The organism is Pseudomonas sp. SBB6 (assembly GCF_024213215.1).
GTDB classification, from domain to species: Bacteria; Pseudomonadota; Gammaproteobacteria; order Pseudomonadales; family Pseudomonadaceae; genus Aquipseudomonas; species Aquipseudomonas donghuensis.
On record NZ_JANAVH010000017.1, the window covers coordinates 53,233 to 70,783 of the forward strand.

At 63.9% G+C, this 17,551-nt stretch carries 17 protein-coding genes; 4 read left to right on the forward strand and 13 right to left on the reverse strand.

Features of this window, described 5'->3' with window-relative positions; translation table 11 throughout:
• Window positions 1–81: 81 nt before the first annotated feature.
• Together NLX68_RS24530 and NLX68_RS24535 are read right to left on the reverse strand one after the other, a co-directional pair.
• Window positions 82–228, reverse strand: coding sequence for a hypothetical protein (locus NLX68_RS24530; protein ID WP_254286191.1), 147 nt, complete (start codon window positions 226–228; stop codon window positions 82–84).
• An 89-nt stretch (window positions 229–317) separates the two neighbouring features.
• Window positions 318–1,055, reverse strand: coding sequence for a TraX family protein (locus tag NLX68_RS24535; RefSeq protein WP_254286192.1), 738 nt, complete (start codon window positions 1,053–1,055; stop codon window positions 318–320).
• A gap of 132 nt (window positions 1,056–1,187) precedes the next feature.
• Between NLX68_RS24535 and NLX68_RS24540 the strand changes: the two genes are divergently transcribed.
• On the forward strand, window positions 1,188–1,490 hold the full coding sequence (locus NLX68_RS24540) for a hypothetical protein (RefSeq protein WP_254286193.1): 303 nt from the start codon (window positions 1,188–1,190) through the stop codon (window positions 1,488–1,490).
• Here the strand turns inward: NLX68_RS24540 and NLX68_RS24545 are convergent.
• Window positions 1,468–2,355 carry a LysR family transcriptional regulator gene (locus tag NLX68_RS24545; protein WP_010220116.1) on the reverse strand — a complete coding sequence of 296 codons (888 nt, stop codon included), beginning with the start codon at window positions 2,353–2,355 and terminating at the stop codon, window positions 1,468–1,470. The two genes, NLX68_RS24540 and NLX68_RS24545, sit on opposite strands and share 23 nt — an antisense overlap.
• A gap of 103 nt (window positions 2,356–2,458) precedes the next feature.
• Between NLX68_RS24545 and NLX68_RS24550 the strand changes: the two genes are divergently transcribed.
• Complete coding sequence (locus tag NLX68_RS24550) at window positions 2,459–3,850, forward strand: aldehyde dehydrogenase family protein (RefSeq protein ID WP_254286194.1); 1,392 nt, start codon at window positions 2,459–2,461, stop codon at window positions 3,848–3,850.
• 29 nt (window positions 3,851–3,879) lie between these two features.
• On the opposite strand, the gene NLX68_RS24555 is transcribed toward NLX68_RS24550, so the two are convergent.
• Entirely contained in the window at window positions 3,880–5,292 is a 1,413-nt protein-coding gene (locus tag NLX68_RS24555) for a PLP-dependent aminotransferase family protein (protein ID WP_254286195.1), read from the reverse strand.
• An 87-nt stretch (window positions 5,293–5,379) separates the two neighbouring features.
• Here NLX68_RS24555 and NLX68_RS24560 point away from each other — a divergent pair, with 87 nt between their 5' ends.
• On the forward strand, window positions 5,380–5,841 hold the full coding sequence (locus NLX68_RS24560; protein ID WP_254286196.1) for a GNAT family N-acetyltransferase: 462 nt from the start codon (window positions 5,380–5,382) through the stop codon (window positions 5,839–5,841).
• Window positions 5,834–6,457, forward strand: a complete 624-nt coding sequence (locus NLX68_RS24565; RefSeq protein WP_213571071.1) for an FMN-dependent NADH-azoreductase — start codon at window positions 5,834–5,836, stop codon at window positions 6,455–6,457. The genes NLX68_RS24560 and NLX68_RS24565 overlap by 8 nt, the downstream gene beginning before the upstream one ends.
• A 36-nt stretch (window positions 6,458–6,493) precedes the next feature.
• Here the strand turns inward: NLX68_RS24565 and NLX68_RS24570 are convergent, their stop codons facing one another.
• From NLX68_RS24570 to NLX68_RS24610, 9 genes are all read right to left on the reverse strand, one after another.
• The gene (locus tag NLX68_RS24570; protein WP_254286197.1) at window positions 6,494–6,937 is read right to left on the reverse strand and encodes a hypothetical protein; all 444 of its coding nucleotides are present in this window, start codon (window positions 6,935–6,937) and stop codon (window positions 6,494–6,496) included.
• A 75-nt stretch (window positions 6,938–7,012) separates the two neighbouring features.
• The gene (locus NLX68_RS24575; protein WP_254286198.1) at window positions 7,013–7,699 is read right to left on the reverse strand and encodes a hypothetical protein; all 687 of its coding nucleotides are present in this window, start codon (window positions 7,697–7,699) and stop codon (window positions 7,013–7,015) included.
• A 178-nt stretch (window positions 7,700–7,877) separates the two neighbouring features.
• A complete protein-coding gene (locus tag NLX68_RS24580; protein WP_254286199.1) occupies window positions 7,878–8,594 on the reverse strand; it encodes an aspartate/glutamate racemase family protein in 717 nt (238 codons plus the stop codon).
• On the reverse strand, window positions 8,594–9,790 hold the full coding sequence (locus NLX68_RS24585; protein WP_254286200.1) for a DUF917 family protein: 1,197 nt from the start codon (window positions 9,788–9,790) through the stop codon (window positions 8,594–8,596). The genes NLX68_RS24580 and NLX68_RS24585 overlap by 1 nt, the downstream gene beginning before the upstream one ends.
• 45 nt (window positions 9,791–9,835) lie before the next feature.
• On the reverse strand, window positions 9,836–12,094 hold the full coding sequence (locus NLX68_RS24590) for a sigma 54-interacting transcriptional regulator (protein ID WP_254286201.1): 2,259 nt from the start codon (window positions 12,092–12,094) through the stop codon (window positions 9,836–9,838).
• 139 nt (window positions 12,095–12,233) lie between these two features.
• Window positions 12,234–12,551 carry a DUF2388 domain-containing protein gene (locus NLX68_RS24595; RefSeq protein WP_254286202.1) on the reverse strand — a complete coding sequence of 106 codons (318 nt, stop codon included), beginning with the start codon at window positions 12,549–12,551 and terminating at the stop codon, window positions 12,234–12,236.
• 138 nt (window positions 12,552–12,689) lie between these two features.
• Window positions 12,690–13,706 (reverse strand): cytochrome d ubiquinol oxidase subunit II, encoded by a 1,017-nt coding sequence (cydB, locus tag NLX68_RS24600; protein WP_010220128.1) that lies wholly within the window; start codon window positions 13,704–13,706, stop codon window positions 12,690–12,692.
• Between the two features lie 14 nt (window positions 13,707–13,720).
• A complete protein-coding gene (locus NLX68_RS24605) occupies window positions 13,721–15,097 on the reverse strand; it encodes a cytochrome ubiquinol oxidase subunit I (protein WP_254286203.1) in 1,377 nt (458 codons plus the stop codon).
• A 98-nt stretch (window positions 15,098–15,195) separates the two neighbouring features.
• Window positions 15,196–17,520, reverse strand: a complete 2,325-nt coding sequence (locus NLX68_RS24610; protein ID WP_254286204.1) for an FdhF/YdeP family oxidoreductase — start codon at window positions 17,518–17,520, stop codon at window positions 15,196–15,198.
• Window positions 17,521–17,551 lie beyond the last annotated feature (31 nt).

Here is a 17,551-nt window from a genome sequence, read left to right on the forward strand (position 1 = left end):
GCAGGGTTTCCTGTGTGGCATGCAGGTAGTCGATAGACCTCTGGCTCGCGAGTGGGTTCGAGCTGCTCGCCCAGCGAAGACTTACTTGTCGTTGCCGGGCTCATGCTGGCGGGCTATGCGCTCTTCACGCCGCCGTCGCCGGACCACCGCAGCGCCCCAGGCCAGCACGCCGGCAGAAGCGATCAGCATCGCCGCCAACAACAAGTAGCCCCAGTGAACCTTTATCATGCTGCGCCACCTGGGGCCCCGAACAAGCCCTCACTGATCGATATTCCTGGATCCGCGCTACTTCGACCGGTGAGCCAGTACCTTGATGTTCAAGTATAGCCAATGCCGCTGGCCACTTTGATCAGCGCCAGGTGCAGCGGATAGAACCAGTAGCCCCAGCGACCGACGCGCCACAGGTGCTGCCGCACCCCCAGCCGTAACAGCGCCAGCCCCAGGGGCGCAGAGACGAACGCTGTGCCCAGGGCCATGAGCGCGATCAACTGCAGCGGGTGCTCGCGCAGCCACACGTTGCTCAGGTTCGCCGCCAATGCCAGCACCGCGGGTAGCAGCCAGGTCAGCGACCGGTAGCGCTTGGCCAACAGAAAAGCGCCCGGCAACAACACCCCGGGCAACCCGTACATCAACCACTCGGACAGCAGCGCCGCGGCCGCTACCGTCGCCAGTGCAACCAGCCCGCTGCTGCGGGTGCGATGGTGCAACCCCCAGGCGACCAACAAGCCCAGCGCCAGGGTCGGCATCACGTTGAGCGTCGGCGACGGGCCATTGAGCCAGCGATAGGGCCACTCCGACAGCAGCGCGAAAACCACCAGCCCTTGCACGTAGCGGGCATTCGCGGCGGTAAAGGCGTGCCCGGGCGTGCTGCGCGCCAGGTTGGCGGCAATTGCCAGGCAGAACCAGGGGAACGCCAGGCGACCGACGACAAACAGCCAGTGCTCGGCGGGCCAGATAAACCGCAGGTGATCGGCGACCATGGCGATGATCGCCAACCACTTGAGCAGGTCCAGGCCAAAGTTGCGCTGGGCGGTGCGCTGTTCGCTCATGTCCATTCCGGGTAAAAACGCTGCTGCTTTGACAATGCCACACCCGAGTGCCCAGCACTCGCAGTTTGTCGGCTGGGCTGGCAAAAGGTTGTAAACATGGATTACTGTATATACATACAGCAGCAACGAGTACACATGATGAACGACTACGATGAAGACTTCGCCGCGCCTGATTCACCGACCCTGGTGGAAATGTGGAAGCATCAGGTGGTACTGATGACCAACGAAGCCGAGTACCTCAACACCGAGTTGCTCAAGGCCCGGCAGAACATTGCCAAGCTGGTGGCGATCAATGCCGAGCTTGCGGACCAGTTACGTGGTGTGCGCAGCGCGGACAACCTGGCGCCACCGAACCCGTGGGAGTCGGCCTTGCCGGCGATCGAGCGCGCAGCGCTCGCACATCCAGGCGCCGCACACTTCACTGCGCCTCCTCGACCTTGAGCACCTCGCCCCGCGCCTCCAGCAACTGCACAAAAGTCCTCAGGCTGCGCGACACCGTGCCCCGCCGCCACACCAGCCAGGTACGCAGGTAGCGAAAGCGTTGCGACAACGGCCAGACACTGACCGTACTGCACCCGGGCATGCTTTCGAGCATGCTGCGCGGCATCAGCGCCAGGCCTGCACCGGCGCTGACGCAGGCGAGCATGCCATGGTACGACTCCATTTCGATGATCTTGCCCGGCACCGCCTCGTCCTGGGCAAACCAGTTTTCGAAGTGATGCCGGTACGAGCAGTTGGCGCGAAAGGCGTAAATGGTCATGCCATTGACCTCGCTGGCGCGGGTGATCGGCGCATGGTTGAGCGGCGCGATCAGCACCATCTCTTCGACGAACACCGGCACGCCCTCCAGCGCCGGATGCAGCACCGGCCCATCGACAAACGCCGCACTCAAGCGCCCGGCGAGTACGCCATCGATCATCGCGCCTGAAGGACCGGTGGTCAGGTCCAGCTCGACCTTGGCGTAGGCCTGGTTGTACGCCGCGAGCAACGTCGGAATACGCACAGCGGCGGTGCTTTCCAGCGAGCCGAGGGCGAAGGCGCCTTGCGGCTCGTCACCGGCCACGGTCAGCCGCGCCTCAGCCACCAGGTCAAGAATGCGCCGTGCATAGTCGAGGAAGTTCCAGCCCGCCGGCGACAAACGCAAGCGGCTTTTCTCGCGAATGAACAGCTCGGCACCCAGCTCCTGCTCCAGCTGCTTGATCCGCGTGGTCAGGTTCGACGGCACGCGGTGGATATGCTGGGCTGCAGCGCTGATGCTGCCTTGTTCGGCCACCGCCTTGAACATCTCCAGTTGCACCAGGTCCATGCTCATTCTCTCTACGTGAATGTTTTGCTCAGTATTATTCAGTTTCAGGCAAAGATACAACGCAGTAGTCTGAGGCCGTTCTTCTCCCCTCAGGACCGCCGTGATGACCGCGATCAACTTCCAGACCCATGCTTTGTCGATCAACCCCGCCAGCGGCGAGCAGATCGGCCACTACGCCTATGAAAGCGACGCCGTTCTGGATGCCGCCCTGGCCCGGGCTGCCCAAGGTTTTGCCGCCTGGCGCCGCACGCCGGTAGCGGCCCGCACCGAGCGGTTGCTGGCCTTGGCCGGCGCCCTGCGCGACAACGCCGTGGCCATGGCCCGGATGATCACCGACGAAATGGGCAAGCCGGTCACCCAGGCCCGGGGCGAAATCGAAAAATGCGCCCAGTTGTGCGAATGGTACGCCGCCAACGGCCCGGCCATGCTCCAGGCCGAGCCTGCCCAGGTACCCGCTGGCAAGGCCCGCATCGAATACCGCCCGCTTGGCCCGCTGCTGGCGGTAATGCCGTGGAACTTCCCGATCTGGCAGGTGCTGCGCGGCGCTGTGCCGGCGCTGCTGGCCGGCAACACCTATGTGCTCAAGCACGCACCGAACGTGATGGGCAGTGCCTACCTGTTGCTCGACGCGTTCAAGCGCGCCGGCTTCCCTGAGGGGGTGTTCGAGGTGATCAACGTCACTCCCGACGGCGTCTCCAAGGCCATTGCCGACCCGCGCATCGCCGCCGTGACCCTGACCGGCAGCGTACGGGCCGGCACCGCCATCGGCGCTCAGGCCGGTGCCGCGCTGAAAAAATGCGTACTGGAGTTGGGCGGTTCCGACCCGTTCATCGTGCTCAACGATGCCAACCTCGATGAAGCGGTAAAAGCCGCGGTGATCGGCCGCTACCAGAACACCGGCCAGGTCTGCGCCGCTGCCAAGCGGCTGATCGTCGAGCAAGGCGTGGTCGAGGCGTTCACCCGCAAGTTCGTCGATGCCACCAAAGCCCTGGTGATGGGCGACCCGCACGCCGCCGACACCTACATCGGCCCGATGGCGCGCGTTGACCTGCGCGACGAACTGGACCAGCAAGTCCAGGCGACCCTGGCCGAAGGTGCAACGCTGCTGCTGGGTGGGGGCAAGGTCGAAGGCAATGGCAACTACTACCAGGCGACCGTACTGGCAGACGTCACCGACCAGATGACCTCGTTCAAGCAGGAGCTGTTTGGCCCGGTGGCCTCGATCATCACCGCCCGCGATGCCCGCCATGCCCTGGAGCTGGCCAACGACAGCGAGTTCGGCCTGGCCTCGACCCTTTACACCAACAATGCCGCGCTGGCCGAACAACTGGCCGCTGAGCTGGACACCGGCGGCGTGTTCATCAATGGCTACTGCGCCAGTGACCCACGGGTGACCTTTGGTGGCGTGAAGAAAAGCGGTTTTGGCCGTGAGCTGTCGCACTTCGGCGTGCGCGAGTTCTGCAACGCGCAGACGGTGTGGATCGATCGCAATTGATAGCCGCCAGCACGAGCGTACGCGCCCGGCTAAAGGTCCATCGCCAGGCGTAACCGCCTGGCCAGCTCACGGGCTTGTTCGCGGCTGCTGACATTGGTAAAACCGATCAACAGGCCGTGCCGCTGCCCGTGCCCGCGATACCAGCTGGAAAGGGGTTCAATCGCCAGGCCAAGGTCGTGCGCGCGCCCGGCGATCGTGCAATCGTCAAGGCCGCCGGCCAGATGTGCCACCAGGTGCATGCCACCCGCCCTGTCGTCCAGTTGCAGGTGCTCGCCCACCTCGGCCTGCAAGGCGTCGACCAGGTACCTGCGCCTGTCGGCGTAGAGGCCACGCATCCTCCTCAAGTGCCTGGCAAAGTGCCCCGCTTCGATAAATGCGCTCACCGTCGCCTGCAAAAGCTGCGGGCAGTGGTTCTGCATGTCCCCTGCCACCGTGGCGAAGCGGGCCACCTGAGCCTGCGGTACCACCAGGTAAGCCAGGCGTATGCCTGGCGCCAGCACTTTACTGAAGGTGGCGCAGTACAGGACCCGCCCCTGCGTGTCGAGGCTCTTCAGTGCCGGCACCGGACGTCCGCGGTAACGGTATTCGCTATCGTAGTCGTCCTCTATGATCCAACTGCCTTGGCTGCTGGCCCACTCCAGCAGGCGTTGGCGCCTGGGCAGCGTGAGCGTGACCCCAAGGGGGCTTTGGTGATGAGGCGTGACCAGGGCGAAGCGCGCGTCACCCGCCAGCGCCATGCCGGCTTCGACATCCAGGCCATCGGCATCCACCGGAACCGAGACCAACTGCGCCCGGGCTTGCTCAAGAAAGCGCCTGGCCTGGAAGTAACCCGGGTCTTCGAACCAGCAACGATCACCATCGTGCAGCAGGCTGCGGCATATCAGGTCGAGGCAGGCACGGTATCCGGCGCAGATAAAAATCTGCTCCGCTGTACAGGAAATTCCCCGCGACACCCCCAGGTAGCTCGCCAACGCACGGCGTAGTGCAAGGTCCCCCTGAGGGTCCGGGTATACCAGGCCATCCAGGCCGCTCTGGCGCAAGGTGCGACCGAGCAGGCGCGTCCACAGTTTGCGCGGGAACGCGTCCAGCGCCGGCAACCCCATCTGCAAAGGCATTGGCGCAAGCGCTGCAGGCTTAGGGAATGTCTGTGGCGGGTCAAGCCGCCGCTCACCGGCAGCAACCGGGGTCGGGCTCAGCAATGGCGCTACCACCGTACCGGCCGGCCCTCGGGTCTGCACATAGCCTTCACCGGCGAGCATCTGGTAAGCCGCCTCGACCGTACCGCGCGCCAGGTTAAGTTCCGCCGCCAAGGCCCGAACCGACGGCAGACGCTCGCCAGGCTGAAGGTGCCCGGCACTGATGGCGTGGCGAAAACGCAGATAAACCTGACGATAGATCGGCGTCGCCGCATGCGGGTTGGGGGGTGGGCAGGGATTCGGCATGTCCTAGTCGTTTGTGCATTTTTTGGACCTATAAGGTAGTCCGTCGGGGCCGTAAAGTAACGCCTCAAATTGATCAGGGAGATACCCGTGGGCGAACAGGCAACCATCCGATACCTGCAAGAAGGTGCCGAACAGCAGACGGCATTCGAGCTCATGCGCGAGCTGCGGCCGCACCTGGTTGACGCCGACGCGTTCGCTCAGCAAGTCAGGCGCCAAGCGCAGCAAGGCTACAGGCTGCTCGGGGCTTTTTATGGTAAGCAGCTGCTGGGCCTGGCCGGTGTGCGGATCAGCGAAAACCTGCTCTATGGGCGCTTTACCTACGTCGACGATCTGGTCGTTGCCCCCGCAATGCGCGGCCTGCGCGTGGGCGCAGCCTTGCTCGATGCGGCACGCGCAGAGGGCCTGCGTTCCGGCCATGCGTACCTGGTGCTGGATACCGGCTTGCATATGCCATTGGCTCAGCGCTTCTATTATCGCGAGGGGCTGCTGGCCAAAGGCATGCATTTCGTCCAGGCATTGCCCGCAGCCGAGGGGCAGCGCCATGGATAACCTGCTGCTGATCAATGCCAGCATGCGTGGCAGCGCCTCGATTGGCTTGCGCCTTGCCGGCGAGATGGTCGACTGTATCCGCCAACGGCACGCTCAGCTCAAGGTCACCCTGCGTGACCTGGCTGCAGCGCCACTGGCGCCGCTGAGCGCGGGTTACGCGACTGCACTGACCCGGCTGACGCCCGCACACGACCCGGTATTTACCCACTCCGAGGTACTGGTCAGCGAGTTGGAACGGTGTGAGGTACTGCTGATCGCAACACCCATGCATAACTTCAGCGTACCGGCAGCGCTCAAGCTATGGATCGATCATGTGCTGCGAATCCACCGCACCTTCATTGCCGGCCCTGACGGCAAGGTCGGCCTGCTGGGGGATCGGCCAGTCTACGTGATCGTCAGTTCAGGTGGTTTTCATCGGGGAGCGCGGGCCCGCCAGCCGGATTTTCTCAGCCCCTACCTGCGCCATGTGCTCGGTACACTGGGCCTGCAGGATGTGCACTTCGTCTACCTGGAAGGCCTGGCCATCAATGAGCAAGCGGTGCTTGCCGCCACTACTCAGGCCAGGCTTGTGCTTGCAGGTCACCCGTTGTTTGCCGAGTTGGCCGCTCCTGCCTGACCCCTGCTTGAGCAACATCCTGTAACTCACAGGGCCTCAGTGCTGGGTTGGGCCTTCGCGCCGGCGCACCGTCATCAGCCATTGGCCGGCCTGCCAGGCGGTACCGACAGCGATCAGCCCGGCCACCGCCCGCCAGTCGCGGAAAAACACCCGCAGGGCGTTGATCGTCGGCGGTGCGTCGGCACTGCGGATAAACAGCCGGATCCGTGATGGCCGGCCGTTCGGGTCGACCGCCGCAAGCTCGGCGACACTGGGGCTGAGCGATTCCTGAATAATCAGGTACTGGTTCTGACGCTGCTCCACGCGGGCTTTCACCCCTTCTTTCTTCAGGCAGTCGAGCAACCCGCGGGCCACTTCGGCGGCCTGCAGGTCGACCGTTGCGACGAACTTCTCCAGTTGCGTGGACGAGACACCCTTGTCGCTGGTGAAGGCCAGCGGGCCGTCTTGGGTCAGGGCTTGGGATTTAACAGCTTCGTTCATGATCAGCTCCTTGCAGAAATGGCAAACCGCACCCCGGGTGTGCCGCGCATGGGCGCAGCACACCGAGGGCAAGGCTTAGGCGCGCTCGAGCAGTTCGCCGGTGCGTTCCAGCTGGATGGCACGCAGGCGATTGACCACCTCGTAAGACACCGAGGACACCTGCGAATAGGCAACGCTCAACTTGATATTGGCGCCGTCCATTCGGGCGGTGACGGTGGCGCAGTTCAACCCGGACGGGAACACCAGTTTCTGTGGGCCGACCACCACGTTGCTGCTGATCACTTCACCGAGCACCAAGTTATTAAACAACCCGAAGTAATAGGTCGGAGTGACCTGGAACTGAGCCGCGCCGCCACCGACGACATTGCGTTTGTACACCGCCCCCTGGCCGCTCATGCCGATGCCCAGGTTGGCAAGCTGGTTGGAGGCGTTACGAATCAGAATCGAGTCAGGCAAGGTGGATCCGCTGGCCAGACGCAATTGTTGCACGTTGTTTTCGAACACGCAGTCCCACACCGAGCCCAGGCTGGCTCCCAGGGTCTGGCTGGCCTTGTACACGCCAATCCCGCCGTTCTGTTTGTAGTTGGCGATGGCGACGTTGTAGTCAACCTCCCATTCCACGCCACTTTCACCCATCTGCGGCACAGTGGTCTGCTTCCAGGAAACACTCTCCAATCCGACCGATCCTGGCAGTTCCTGATACACCCCCATGGTCCAGGTATCGTTGGTGTTGTTATTGAAGTCCACGTAGTAGTTGGGCATGACACTCTCCATTGTCGTGTTGTATGCGGGCAGGTCGTCTGCCACACCAGGAGAGAAGAGCAGCATCTGTGCCAAGCTTCTAATAGCCGTAAAATCAATAACTTGGCTGCATGCGGCAAAAAAGGGTTGGCCGTTTTCGTCCATTGCGTCCCCGTGGCCGGGGACGCAATCGACCACCTTAGCCCAGGCTCGCCTTGCTGTAGCACAAACGACTCGGGCGCAAGCCCATACGCACCAGCGAAAGCAGGAAACTGAAGCCGCACTGGTTGGGGTCCAGTACCGGTACATAGCAACCCAGGTCCTGCTCAAGCAAGCGTGACAGCCGTTCGGCGACCCCCATGAAACCGGTGCAGCCCAGCAACAACGCCTGCGCGCCATCCTCGCGGACGGCCGCCAGGCCCGCCTCCAGCGCCTTGACCAGCACCACATCGACATCGCTCAAGCGCGCCACCGGGCAGTCGATGGCGCGGATCGAGGCAAAGTTGTTGCTCTGGCCGTAGGCGGCCACATGACCTTGCTGCAGGGCCAGGGTGCTCTGCAGGATGGTGATGATCGAGAACCGCTGGCAGAGCGCCAGTGCGGTGAACGCCGAGGTGGGGAAGCCGCCAATGATCGGGATGTCGATGACTTCCCTGGCCGCCTCTACCCCGCACATGTCAAAGTCGCTGACCCAGATACCGTCGAAGCCTTCCTGCTCCAGGCGCTGGGCCAGCGCTACCACTGCCGGGGCATTTTCACTCAGGTTCAAGCGGTTTTCGATGCAGGGGCTGCCCTGCTCGAGGTTGAACACCTGTACGCTGACATCCGCCGGTACCACCGGGGCGATGCAGGCCATCAGGGCCGTGTTGTAGGCGCTGCTGTTGACCGGTGCGAGCATGGCGATTCGCAGGCTCATCAGCGGACCTCCTGCAATTGCCCGATGCTGCGGTACGGGCCGGGGTAGCCCAGGCTTGCCAGCAACTGCTCGAAGCTCCAGAGGATCAGCCCGCCAGGCACCCGCAACGGTGCCTCGGCCTGCCAGCCGAGCAGGCAGACAGGCCGCCCGCCGTAGTGCGCAGCGAGGCGGCCGTCATTGCCGACCAGGTCACCGTTGGAGGCCACCTGCGGGCCCGGGCCCGGGAAAAACCAGCTGATGCTGTCCGGGGCCATGGCCAGCGGTTGCGGTTGGTGTTTGTCCCACACCAACAGGGACTCGTTCTCGTAGCACAGGCGCAGGCTGGCATCGGCGCTTTGCAGGTCGATGGTGCCGACATCAAAGCCGCCCATGGTGTTGGCCCCGGCATGGTCGATACGCGCAGGCCCGCACAGCACCCGGGCCTGGATGCCGCAGCGCCTGGCAAGGAATGCCAGCAGTGCCTCGGTGCTGCCCAGCTCGCCTGCGTGCAGCGCCCGGCCCAGGTCCAGGGCGCGGCTGAGGGTGGCGCGAATCGGCAATGCCCGGGGCAATTGCTCAGCGCTCATGACCCACAGCGCCAAGCCACCGAACTCGCCAAATGCCGTCGAAGCGACGATCGGCCGCAGCATTTGCTCGGCGATCACACTGGCGTCATCGTTGTAATCTGTAGCGTCAGTGGGTGGGGTTACGTTCAGTTCCACCTCAAGGCCGTTGTGGCTGACCACGAAGGCCGGCCGCGGCGGCACCTGGACGGCGGCGAAGGTCAGCATCGGCAACGACGGCACTGCGCGTCCGGCACCGTCGGCATCGATCACCGCCAGGCCAAGCCGCGCAGCCGCCAGGCAGGCCACCAGAAAGCCCAGGGCACCGCTCTCGGGCGGCACCACATAGGCCAGCCTGCGGCCTTCGCTGGCCAGGCGCCGGGCAATGCTCTGCAAGGCCTGGACCGGCCCAAGGGGGTAGCGGCAACCGGCGATGGCTTCCGGCGCCCCCATGTAGGCCAGTACGGCAGCGTCCCCCTCCTGCGCCTCTTCCACGCTGACCACTGTGACCCGGTTGGTGGGATAAAAATCACCGACCTTGAAGTACTCCAGCAAGTGCAGGGCCGAGGTGCGCGTGCCGCCACCACCACTACCGAAAAAGCAGCCACCATCGATCAACGCACGCATATCCTTGTGTTCCAGCTCGAAAGCCATGGTCTTGCTCCTGGTGTTGTCTATGGGTGAATCGCTGTAGGGGTTTCAGCGCCGCAGCCGTGCCAGCCAGTCACTGGCTTGCTGCGCCGGTGGGTAGCCGCAATCCGCCTCGATGCCGCGCAAGGCCCGCTCCAGCACCAGGGCGGCCTGTTCCAGGCGACCGTCGTGCTGCAACAGGCGGGTCAGTTCGAGGCCGGTGCGCAGGCGCGCCGGTACGCTGCCGAGGGTCAGGGTGGTGGACAATGCGTTGCGCAAAGTGCTTTCAGCCTCATCCTGCTCGCCGGCAGCCAGCAAGGCACGGCCCTTGAGCAGCATCAGCTCGCACAGGTAGGCACGCTCCTGATGGTCCTGGGCAAGGTCCAGGGCGTTGTTTACCAGGGCCAGTGCTTCACGTACCCGCCCGGCCAGCAGCAACACTTCTGCGCGCTTCCAGGCCTGGAACGCGTGGAACAGCTGACCGCCGTTGCGCAGCACATGATGCTGATAGCCGTCGGCGATGGCGCGCTCGCCTTCATCGTAGAAGCCTTCCAAGCCCTGGTGATAACCGCGCAGGATCTGCCCGACGCCCTGATAGAACGAGAACTCGTGACACGCCGACAACTGCTCCAGCTCCCGCGCCAGGGTGCCCAGGGCTGGCTGCAAGCCCAGCACCGCCGCCAACCAGGCCGCGCCCTGCAAGGCCACGGCGCGGTTGAAGGCGTTGGCATCGGTCTGCCCGGCACGGGCCGTGAGCTGGGCCTGAGCATGGCGGGCTTGAGCGAAGCGGCCCAACTCGAAGGCCGACAGCCCCTCGAAGGTGATTGCCAGGCCAATCAGGTCCAGGCCCTGGGTCTGGGGCCAGTCCGGCTGGTATTCGCTGAGCAGCTCACCGCGGTTCAGGCAGGCCAGGCTTTCCTCGAAATCGCCCAGCCAGAACAACGTGTTGGCCATGGCCACATGGGCCTCGATGCGCAAGGCACCGAGCCCGGCCTGTTGCGCCCGCTGCAGCATGTCCTGGGCGGTAGCCCGTGCCTTGCCCAACTCCAGGCCCATCAACTGGGTGGTCCAGACACCGAACTGCACCGACGACAGCTCGTCTGAAGTGCCCTGCTCCGCCGCCAGGGCCAGGGCGCTACGGTAGCTGGCCTGGCTGGTAGCGCTGAGCCAACCCTCGATGCTGCGAAAACTCACCCCCAGCAAGCGGTGCAATTCGAACTGCAGGCGCCACAGGTCTTTGCAGTCGAAGACGTCACCTGCCACTTGCAAGCCTTTTTGCAATACCGGCAAGGCGCCACGGAAGTCGGCGTCTTCGATCAGCAGGCGGCCCTGGGCAAGGTAGCGCTCTACCGCCTCGCGCTTGTCTGCGCGTAACTTCTGGCGCCGCTCGATGACCTTGCGGTTGACCCCAAGCAACTGCGCGGCCGCGCTTTTATTACCCTTGCAACGCTGCAACGCATGTTCCACCAGCAGGTTCTCGGCGGCGGCCAGCTTGTCGTTGCCCTCCAGTTGCAGCAGCGCCTCGGCGAGGTTTGCCCATTTCTGCGGCGAGTGCTGCACAGGTTCGAGGTAGGCCTGCAGTGCGGCGCAGTCGATCTCGGGGCTCTGGGCCAGGGCGCCGATACGATCGATGAGGTTACGCAGCTCGCGCACATTGCCAGGCCAGGCCCGTTGGCACAGCAGCCCTGTCGCCCTGGCGTCGAACGTCAGCGGGCGTGGCTGCAGGCCGCAGAAGTACTGGATCAGGCCGGGGATGTCTTCGCGCCGGGCGTCCAGGCTTGGCAGCTCAAGCTCGAACACGGCAAGGCGGTAGTAGAGGTCTTCGCGAAAGCGTTCCTCATGCACCAGCGCCTTGAGGTCACGGTGGGTGGCAGCGATGACGCGCCCGGCGAAGTGGCGGTTTTCGCTACTGCCCAGCGGACGGTACTGGCGGGTTTCAAGCACACGCAACAACTTCGGTTGCAGGACCAGTGGCAACTCGCCCACTTCATCGAGAAACAGCGTGCCAGCACCGGCCATCTGCAAGTGCCCTGCCCGCTCACCAACGGCCCCGGTGAATGCCCCTCGAGCATGACCGAACAGCTCCGCTTCGAGCAGATACTCGGGGATCGCCCCGCAATTGAGGTCGATGAACGGCTTGCCTGGCGCACTCAGGCGATGCAGTCGCTGGGCGATGACTTCCTTGCCAGCCCCGGTGGGGCCACAGATCAGCACCGGCCGGTCGCTTGCAGCTACCCGCTCCATCAGTGCATGTAAAGCCTGCATGGCCGGCGACGGCCCCATCACGCCGTTGGCTTCGACGCCCTGCTCCCTGCTGGATGCCCCCATCGGAATCCTTCCTGAAGTGGTATTGGCAGGGATAGAGGTATAGCAGAAGCGCAATAGCAGGTAGCCATTAGGCTTGGGGATTTAGACGTGCGGTGCGGCCACTGCCGTGGCGTGGCGTGGCGCCGCACCTACAAGGGCTTTACTGCCCGGCGCCAAACTCGTCCTGCAGCAGGATCGCCCGGGCCAACGCTTCATCGCTGGCGTTGAGGTCCGGGTTCTGCGCGCGAATGCTCTGCAGCATCGACTCCAGATACACCCCGCGGATCGCACCGCCACTGGCGATGAACGACGACGCGTCGTCACGTGCCGGGATGATCCGTTTGTCATCCTTGAATGTTGAATACAGCGAAGCGGAAATCCCCGCCGAGGTGGCAACATCACCCGCGTCGACACGGGCCAGGGCCGAGCCGAAGGGCAGACAGAGCACAAGCGAGGAAACGAGCAGTAAACGGCGCATGATGGTGCCTCCGGATAACGTGTACCTACCTCAACTAGGATTGCCGCAAGTAGCCTTGAGTTCCCCAGCCTGGTGCACCGGTAAAAAAATCACCAGCAGCAGGCTTTGCGCGTAGTTCAGGCCAATGTGCGATTGGCCTCAGTGATAGGCGTCGCCGACTTTCACTTTGCCGCGGAACACGTGGTAGCTCCAGAAGGTGTAAACCAGGATCACCGGGATGATGAACAGCGCGCCGATCAGGGCAAACAGCTGGCTGGACGGCGGCGAAGCGGCCTGCCAGAGGCTGACGCCGGGTGGCACGATGTTCGGCCAGATGCTGATGGCCAGGCCCAGATAACCAAGAAACACCAGGGCCACGACGCCAATGAACGGCAGGTGCGAGTGACGTTTGCGCAGGGTCTTCTGGATCACCACCACCGCGCCAACGGCCAGCACGGCAATCAGCAGCGAGCGCATCCAGTGGCTGCCGGCCAGCCAACGCTGGGCGATATCGGCGTGCAGCCACGCCGTCCAGGCGCAGATCAGCACAATCACCAACGCCAGCAGGTAAGTCAGCGGCCGGCTGTAATGGCGCATGCGCGACTCGAGCATGCCCTCGGTCTTGATCAGCAGCCAGGTGCTGCCGAGCAAGGCGTAGGTCAGCAGCAAGCCGACGCCGCACAGCAGCGGGAACGGCGCCAGCCAGTCCAGGGCGCCGCCAGCGAACTGGCGGTCGACCACCGGGATGCCGCCGATATAGGTGCCGATCGCCACCCCCTGAAAAAAGGTGGCAACGATCGAGCCGCCAATGAACGCCTTGTCCCACAGGTGCCGCTTGTGCGCCTGGGCCTTGAAGCGGAACTCGAAGGCCACGCCGCGAAAGATCAGCCCGGCCAGCACCAGCACCAACGGCAGGTACAGCGCTTCGAGTATTACCGCATAGGCCAGCGGAAAGGCGCCGTACAACGCCGCGCCGCCGAGTATCAGCCAGGTTTCGTTGCCATCCCACACCGGGGCCACGGTGTTCATCATCACGTCACGCTCGCGGGAATCCTCAATGAGCGCAAAGAGGATGCCCAGGCCCAGGTCGAAGCCATCCATGATCACGTACATCATCAGCCCGAAGGCGATGATCACGCCCCAGATGATCGACAGGTCAATGCCTTGAATTGCCATGTTGAAATCCTCTCTCAATCAGCCGCAGACAGCGGTCTGCGCGCGGTGGCATCAACGGTGTGCAGCGCATCGGCGGCGTTCGGCCCCTTGCGCACCAGGCGCATCATGTAGCCGATGCCGACAGTGAACACCGAGAAGTAAATGACCACGAACAACGCCAGGGTCACGCTCATCTGCACGGCGCCGTGGTTGGAGGCCGCCTGGGTGGTGCGCAACAACCCGTACACCACCCAGGGCTGGCGGCCGATTTCAGTGGTGAACCAGCCGGCCAGCAAGGCGATCAGCCCGGACGGTCCCATCAGCAAGGCCAGCCACAAGAAGACCCTGTTGCGGTACAGCGCGCCGTTGCGGCGTAGCACCAGGGCAGCCACGGCGCACAGCAGCATCAACATGCCGAGCCCGGCCATGACCCGGAAGCTCCAGAAGATGATCGTCGAGTTGGGCCGGTCTTCCTTGGCAAAGCTCTTGAGCGCCGGGATCTGCTTGTCCAGGCTGTGGGTCAGGATCAGGCTGCCCAGGTACGGCACTTCGAGGCTGTAACGGGTGGTTTCGGCCTGCATGTCCGGCAGGCCGAACAGCACCAGCGGCGATGGCTCACCGGGGGTGTTGTCCCAGTGGCCCTCGATGGCGGCGATTTTCGCCGGCTGGTGCTCCAGGGTGTTCAGGCCATGGGCATCGCCGACCGCGATCTGCACGGGCGTGGCCACCAGGATCATCCACATGGCCATCGATAGCATCTTGCGGATTTGCGGCGTGTTGTTGCACCGCAGCAAGTGCCAGGCCGCCGAGGCACCGACGAAGAACGCGGTGGAGAGAAACGCCGCCAGCGCCATGTGCATCAATCGGTAGGGGAACGACGGGTTGAAGACGATCTTGAACCAGTCCACCGGCGCCACGCGGCCGTCGACGATCTCGATACCTTGCGGGGTCTGCATCCAGCTGTTGGACGAGAGAATCCAGAACATCGAGATCAGCGTGCCGATCGCCACCATGATCGTGGCAAAAAAGTGCAGGCGCCGCCCTACCCGGTCCCAGCCAAACAGCATCACGCCGAGAAAGCCCGCTTCGAGGAAGAACGCGGTGAGTACCTCGTAAGTGAGCAAGGGCCCGGTGATGCTCCCGGCAAAGTCGGAGAACCTCGCCCAGTTGGTGCCGAACTCATAGGCCATGACCAGGCCGGAGACCACGCCCATGCCGAAGTTGACCGCGAACAGCTTGGACCAGAAGTGATAGAGGTCCTTGTAGACCTGGTTATTGGTTTTCAGCCAGCACCCTTCGAGCACCGCCAGAAAGCTGGCCAGGCCGATGGTGATCGCCGGAAAGATGATGTGAAACGAGACCGTGAAGGCGAACTGAATCCGCGCCAGATCCAACGCATCCAGATTGAACATGACAGTATCCCGAGAAAGCGCCGGCCCACCTGCAACCGCCAGCGAATGGCGGCTGCAGGGTCCGGGTTTCAGTCAGTGAGTGGAAATCGAGTAAGGCGTCAGACGTGCGCTGAAGGAATCAGGTTGTCGGCGCTGGCTTTCTCGAGTTTGATCGCGATGAACTTCGAGGTCGGGGTGAAGGTGCGGTCGCCGTAGCTTTCCAGCGGTACCAGGGGGTTGGTCTCCGGATAGTAGGCCGCTGCCTGCCCTGGCGGGATGTCGTAGGCGACCAGGACAAAACCGCTGACCCGGCGCTCGCGGCCGTCTTCCCAGAGCGACACCAGGTCGACCTTGTCATTGGGCTTGAAGCCCAGGCGCTGGATGTCCTGCGCGTTGACGAAGACCACGTCACGCAGGCCGAACACCCCCCGGTAGCGGTCGTCGAGGCCGTACAGGGTGGTGTTGTACTGATCGTGCGAACGCAGGGTCTGCAGGATCAGGTCCGGGGTGTCGCCACGGGCCAGGACCTCTTCGTTGACCAGTTGCGCCGGCAATACGCTGGGGGTGAACTGCGCCTTGCCGCTTTGCGTGTGCCATTCGCGCAGCGCCGCGGTGTTGCCCAGGTGAAAGCCGCCGGGGTGCTGCAGGCGCGCATTGAAGTCGGCAAAGCCGGGGATGACGTCGGCAATCAGGTCGCGGATGCGGCTGTAGTCGGCGACGGTCCACTCCCAGTCGATCGGTCGGTCACCGAGGGTCGCTTTGGCGATACCGGCAACGATCGACGGCTCCGAACGCAGCAACGGCGAACAGGGTTTGAGCTGGCCGTGGGAGATATGCACCATGCTGAAGGTGTCTTCGACGGTGATGCCTTGCGGCCCTTCGGCCTGCACGTCGATTTCGGTACGGCCCAGGCACGGCAGGATCAGTGCATCGCGGCCGGTCACCAGGTGCGAGCGATTGAGCTTGGTGGCGATGTGCGCGGTCAGTTCGCAGTTGCGCAGGGCGTCGTGGGTGCGCGGGGTATCCGGGGTGGCCTGGGCGAAGTTGCCGCCCAGGGCGATGAACACCTTGGCGCGCTGCTCTTCCATGGCCTGGATCGCCAGCACCGCATTGTGCCCGTGCAAGCGCGGGGCCTTGAAGGCGAAACGCGCTTCCAGGGCATCGAGCAGGCGTGCCGGTGGCTGCTCGTCGATGCCCATGGTGCGGTCACCTTGCACGTTACTGTGGCCGCGCACTGGCGACAGCCCGGCGCCAGGCTTGCCGACGTTGCCGCGCAGCAATTGCAGGTTGATGATCTCCTGCACGGTCGGCACCGAATGACGGTGCTGGGTCACGCCCATGGCCCAGCACATGATCACCCGTTCGGCGCGGCGGTACATGCGTGCGGCCAGCTCCAGCTCGGCCAGGTTCAGGCCCGACTGCTCGACGATATGCGCCCAGCGGGTGGCATCGACTTCGGCCAGGTAGGCGTCGAGCCCCGAAGTGTGCTCGGCGATGAAGGCATGGTCGAACACCGCGGGCTCGCCCTTGGCCTGGGCTTCGCGTTCCCATTGCAGCAGAAACTTGGCGATGCCGCGCATTACCGCCATGTCGCCGCCCAGGGCCGGGCGGAAGTACGCGGTGTTGGTTGGCTCGGAGCCGTTGCTGAGCATCTCGAACGGGTGCTGCGGGTGCTGGAAACGCTCCAGACCACGCTCCTTGAGCGGGTTCAGGCAGATCACCTGGGCACCGCGTTTTACCGCTTCACGCAGTGGTTCGAGCATGCGCGGGTGGTTGGTGCCAGGGTTCTGGCCGATAACGAAGATCGCGTCGGCGTGCTCCAGGTCGTCAAATACCACGGTGCCCTTGCCGACCCCGAGGGTTTCCGTCATGCCGACACCGCTGGCCTCGTGGCACATGTTCGAGCAGTCCGGGAAGTTGTTGGTGCCATAGGCGCGGACGAACAACTGGTAGAGAAACGCCGCTTCGTTGCTGGCCCGGCCCGAGGTGTAGAACTCGGCCTGGTCGGGGGATTCAAGCCCGTTCAGGTGCTTGGCGATCAGGGCAAAAGCGTCTTCCCAGCTGGTTTCGACGTAGTGATCGGTGGCGGCGTCATAGCGCATCGGATGGGTGAGACGCCCCTGGTATTCGAGCCAGTAGTCGCTTTGCCGGGCCAGCTCAGTGACGCTGTAGCGGGCAAAGAAATCCGGATCGACCAAGCGCCCGGTGGACTCCCAGTTGACCGCCTTGGCGCCGTTCTCGCAGAACTTGACCATGCCGCTTTCCGGCGACTCGCCCCAGGCACAGCCGGGGCAGTCGAAACCGCCGTTCTGGTTGGTCTTGAGCATCACCCGCAGGTTCTTGAAGGCGTTTTCACTGCCCAGCCAACTCTTGGTCACGCTTTTCAGCGCGCCCCAACCGGCGGCGGGGGCGTCATAGTTTTTTATATGTTCATCTTGGCTCATCAGGGCTTCCTCGCTTGGCACGCAGGGCATC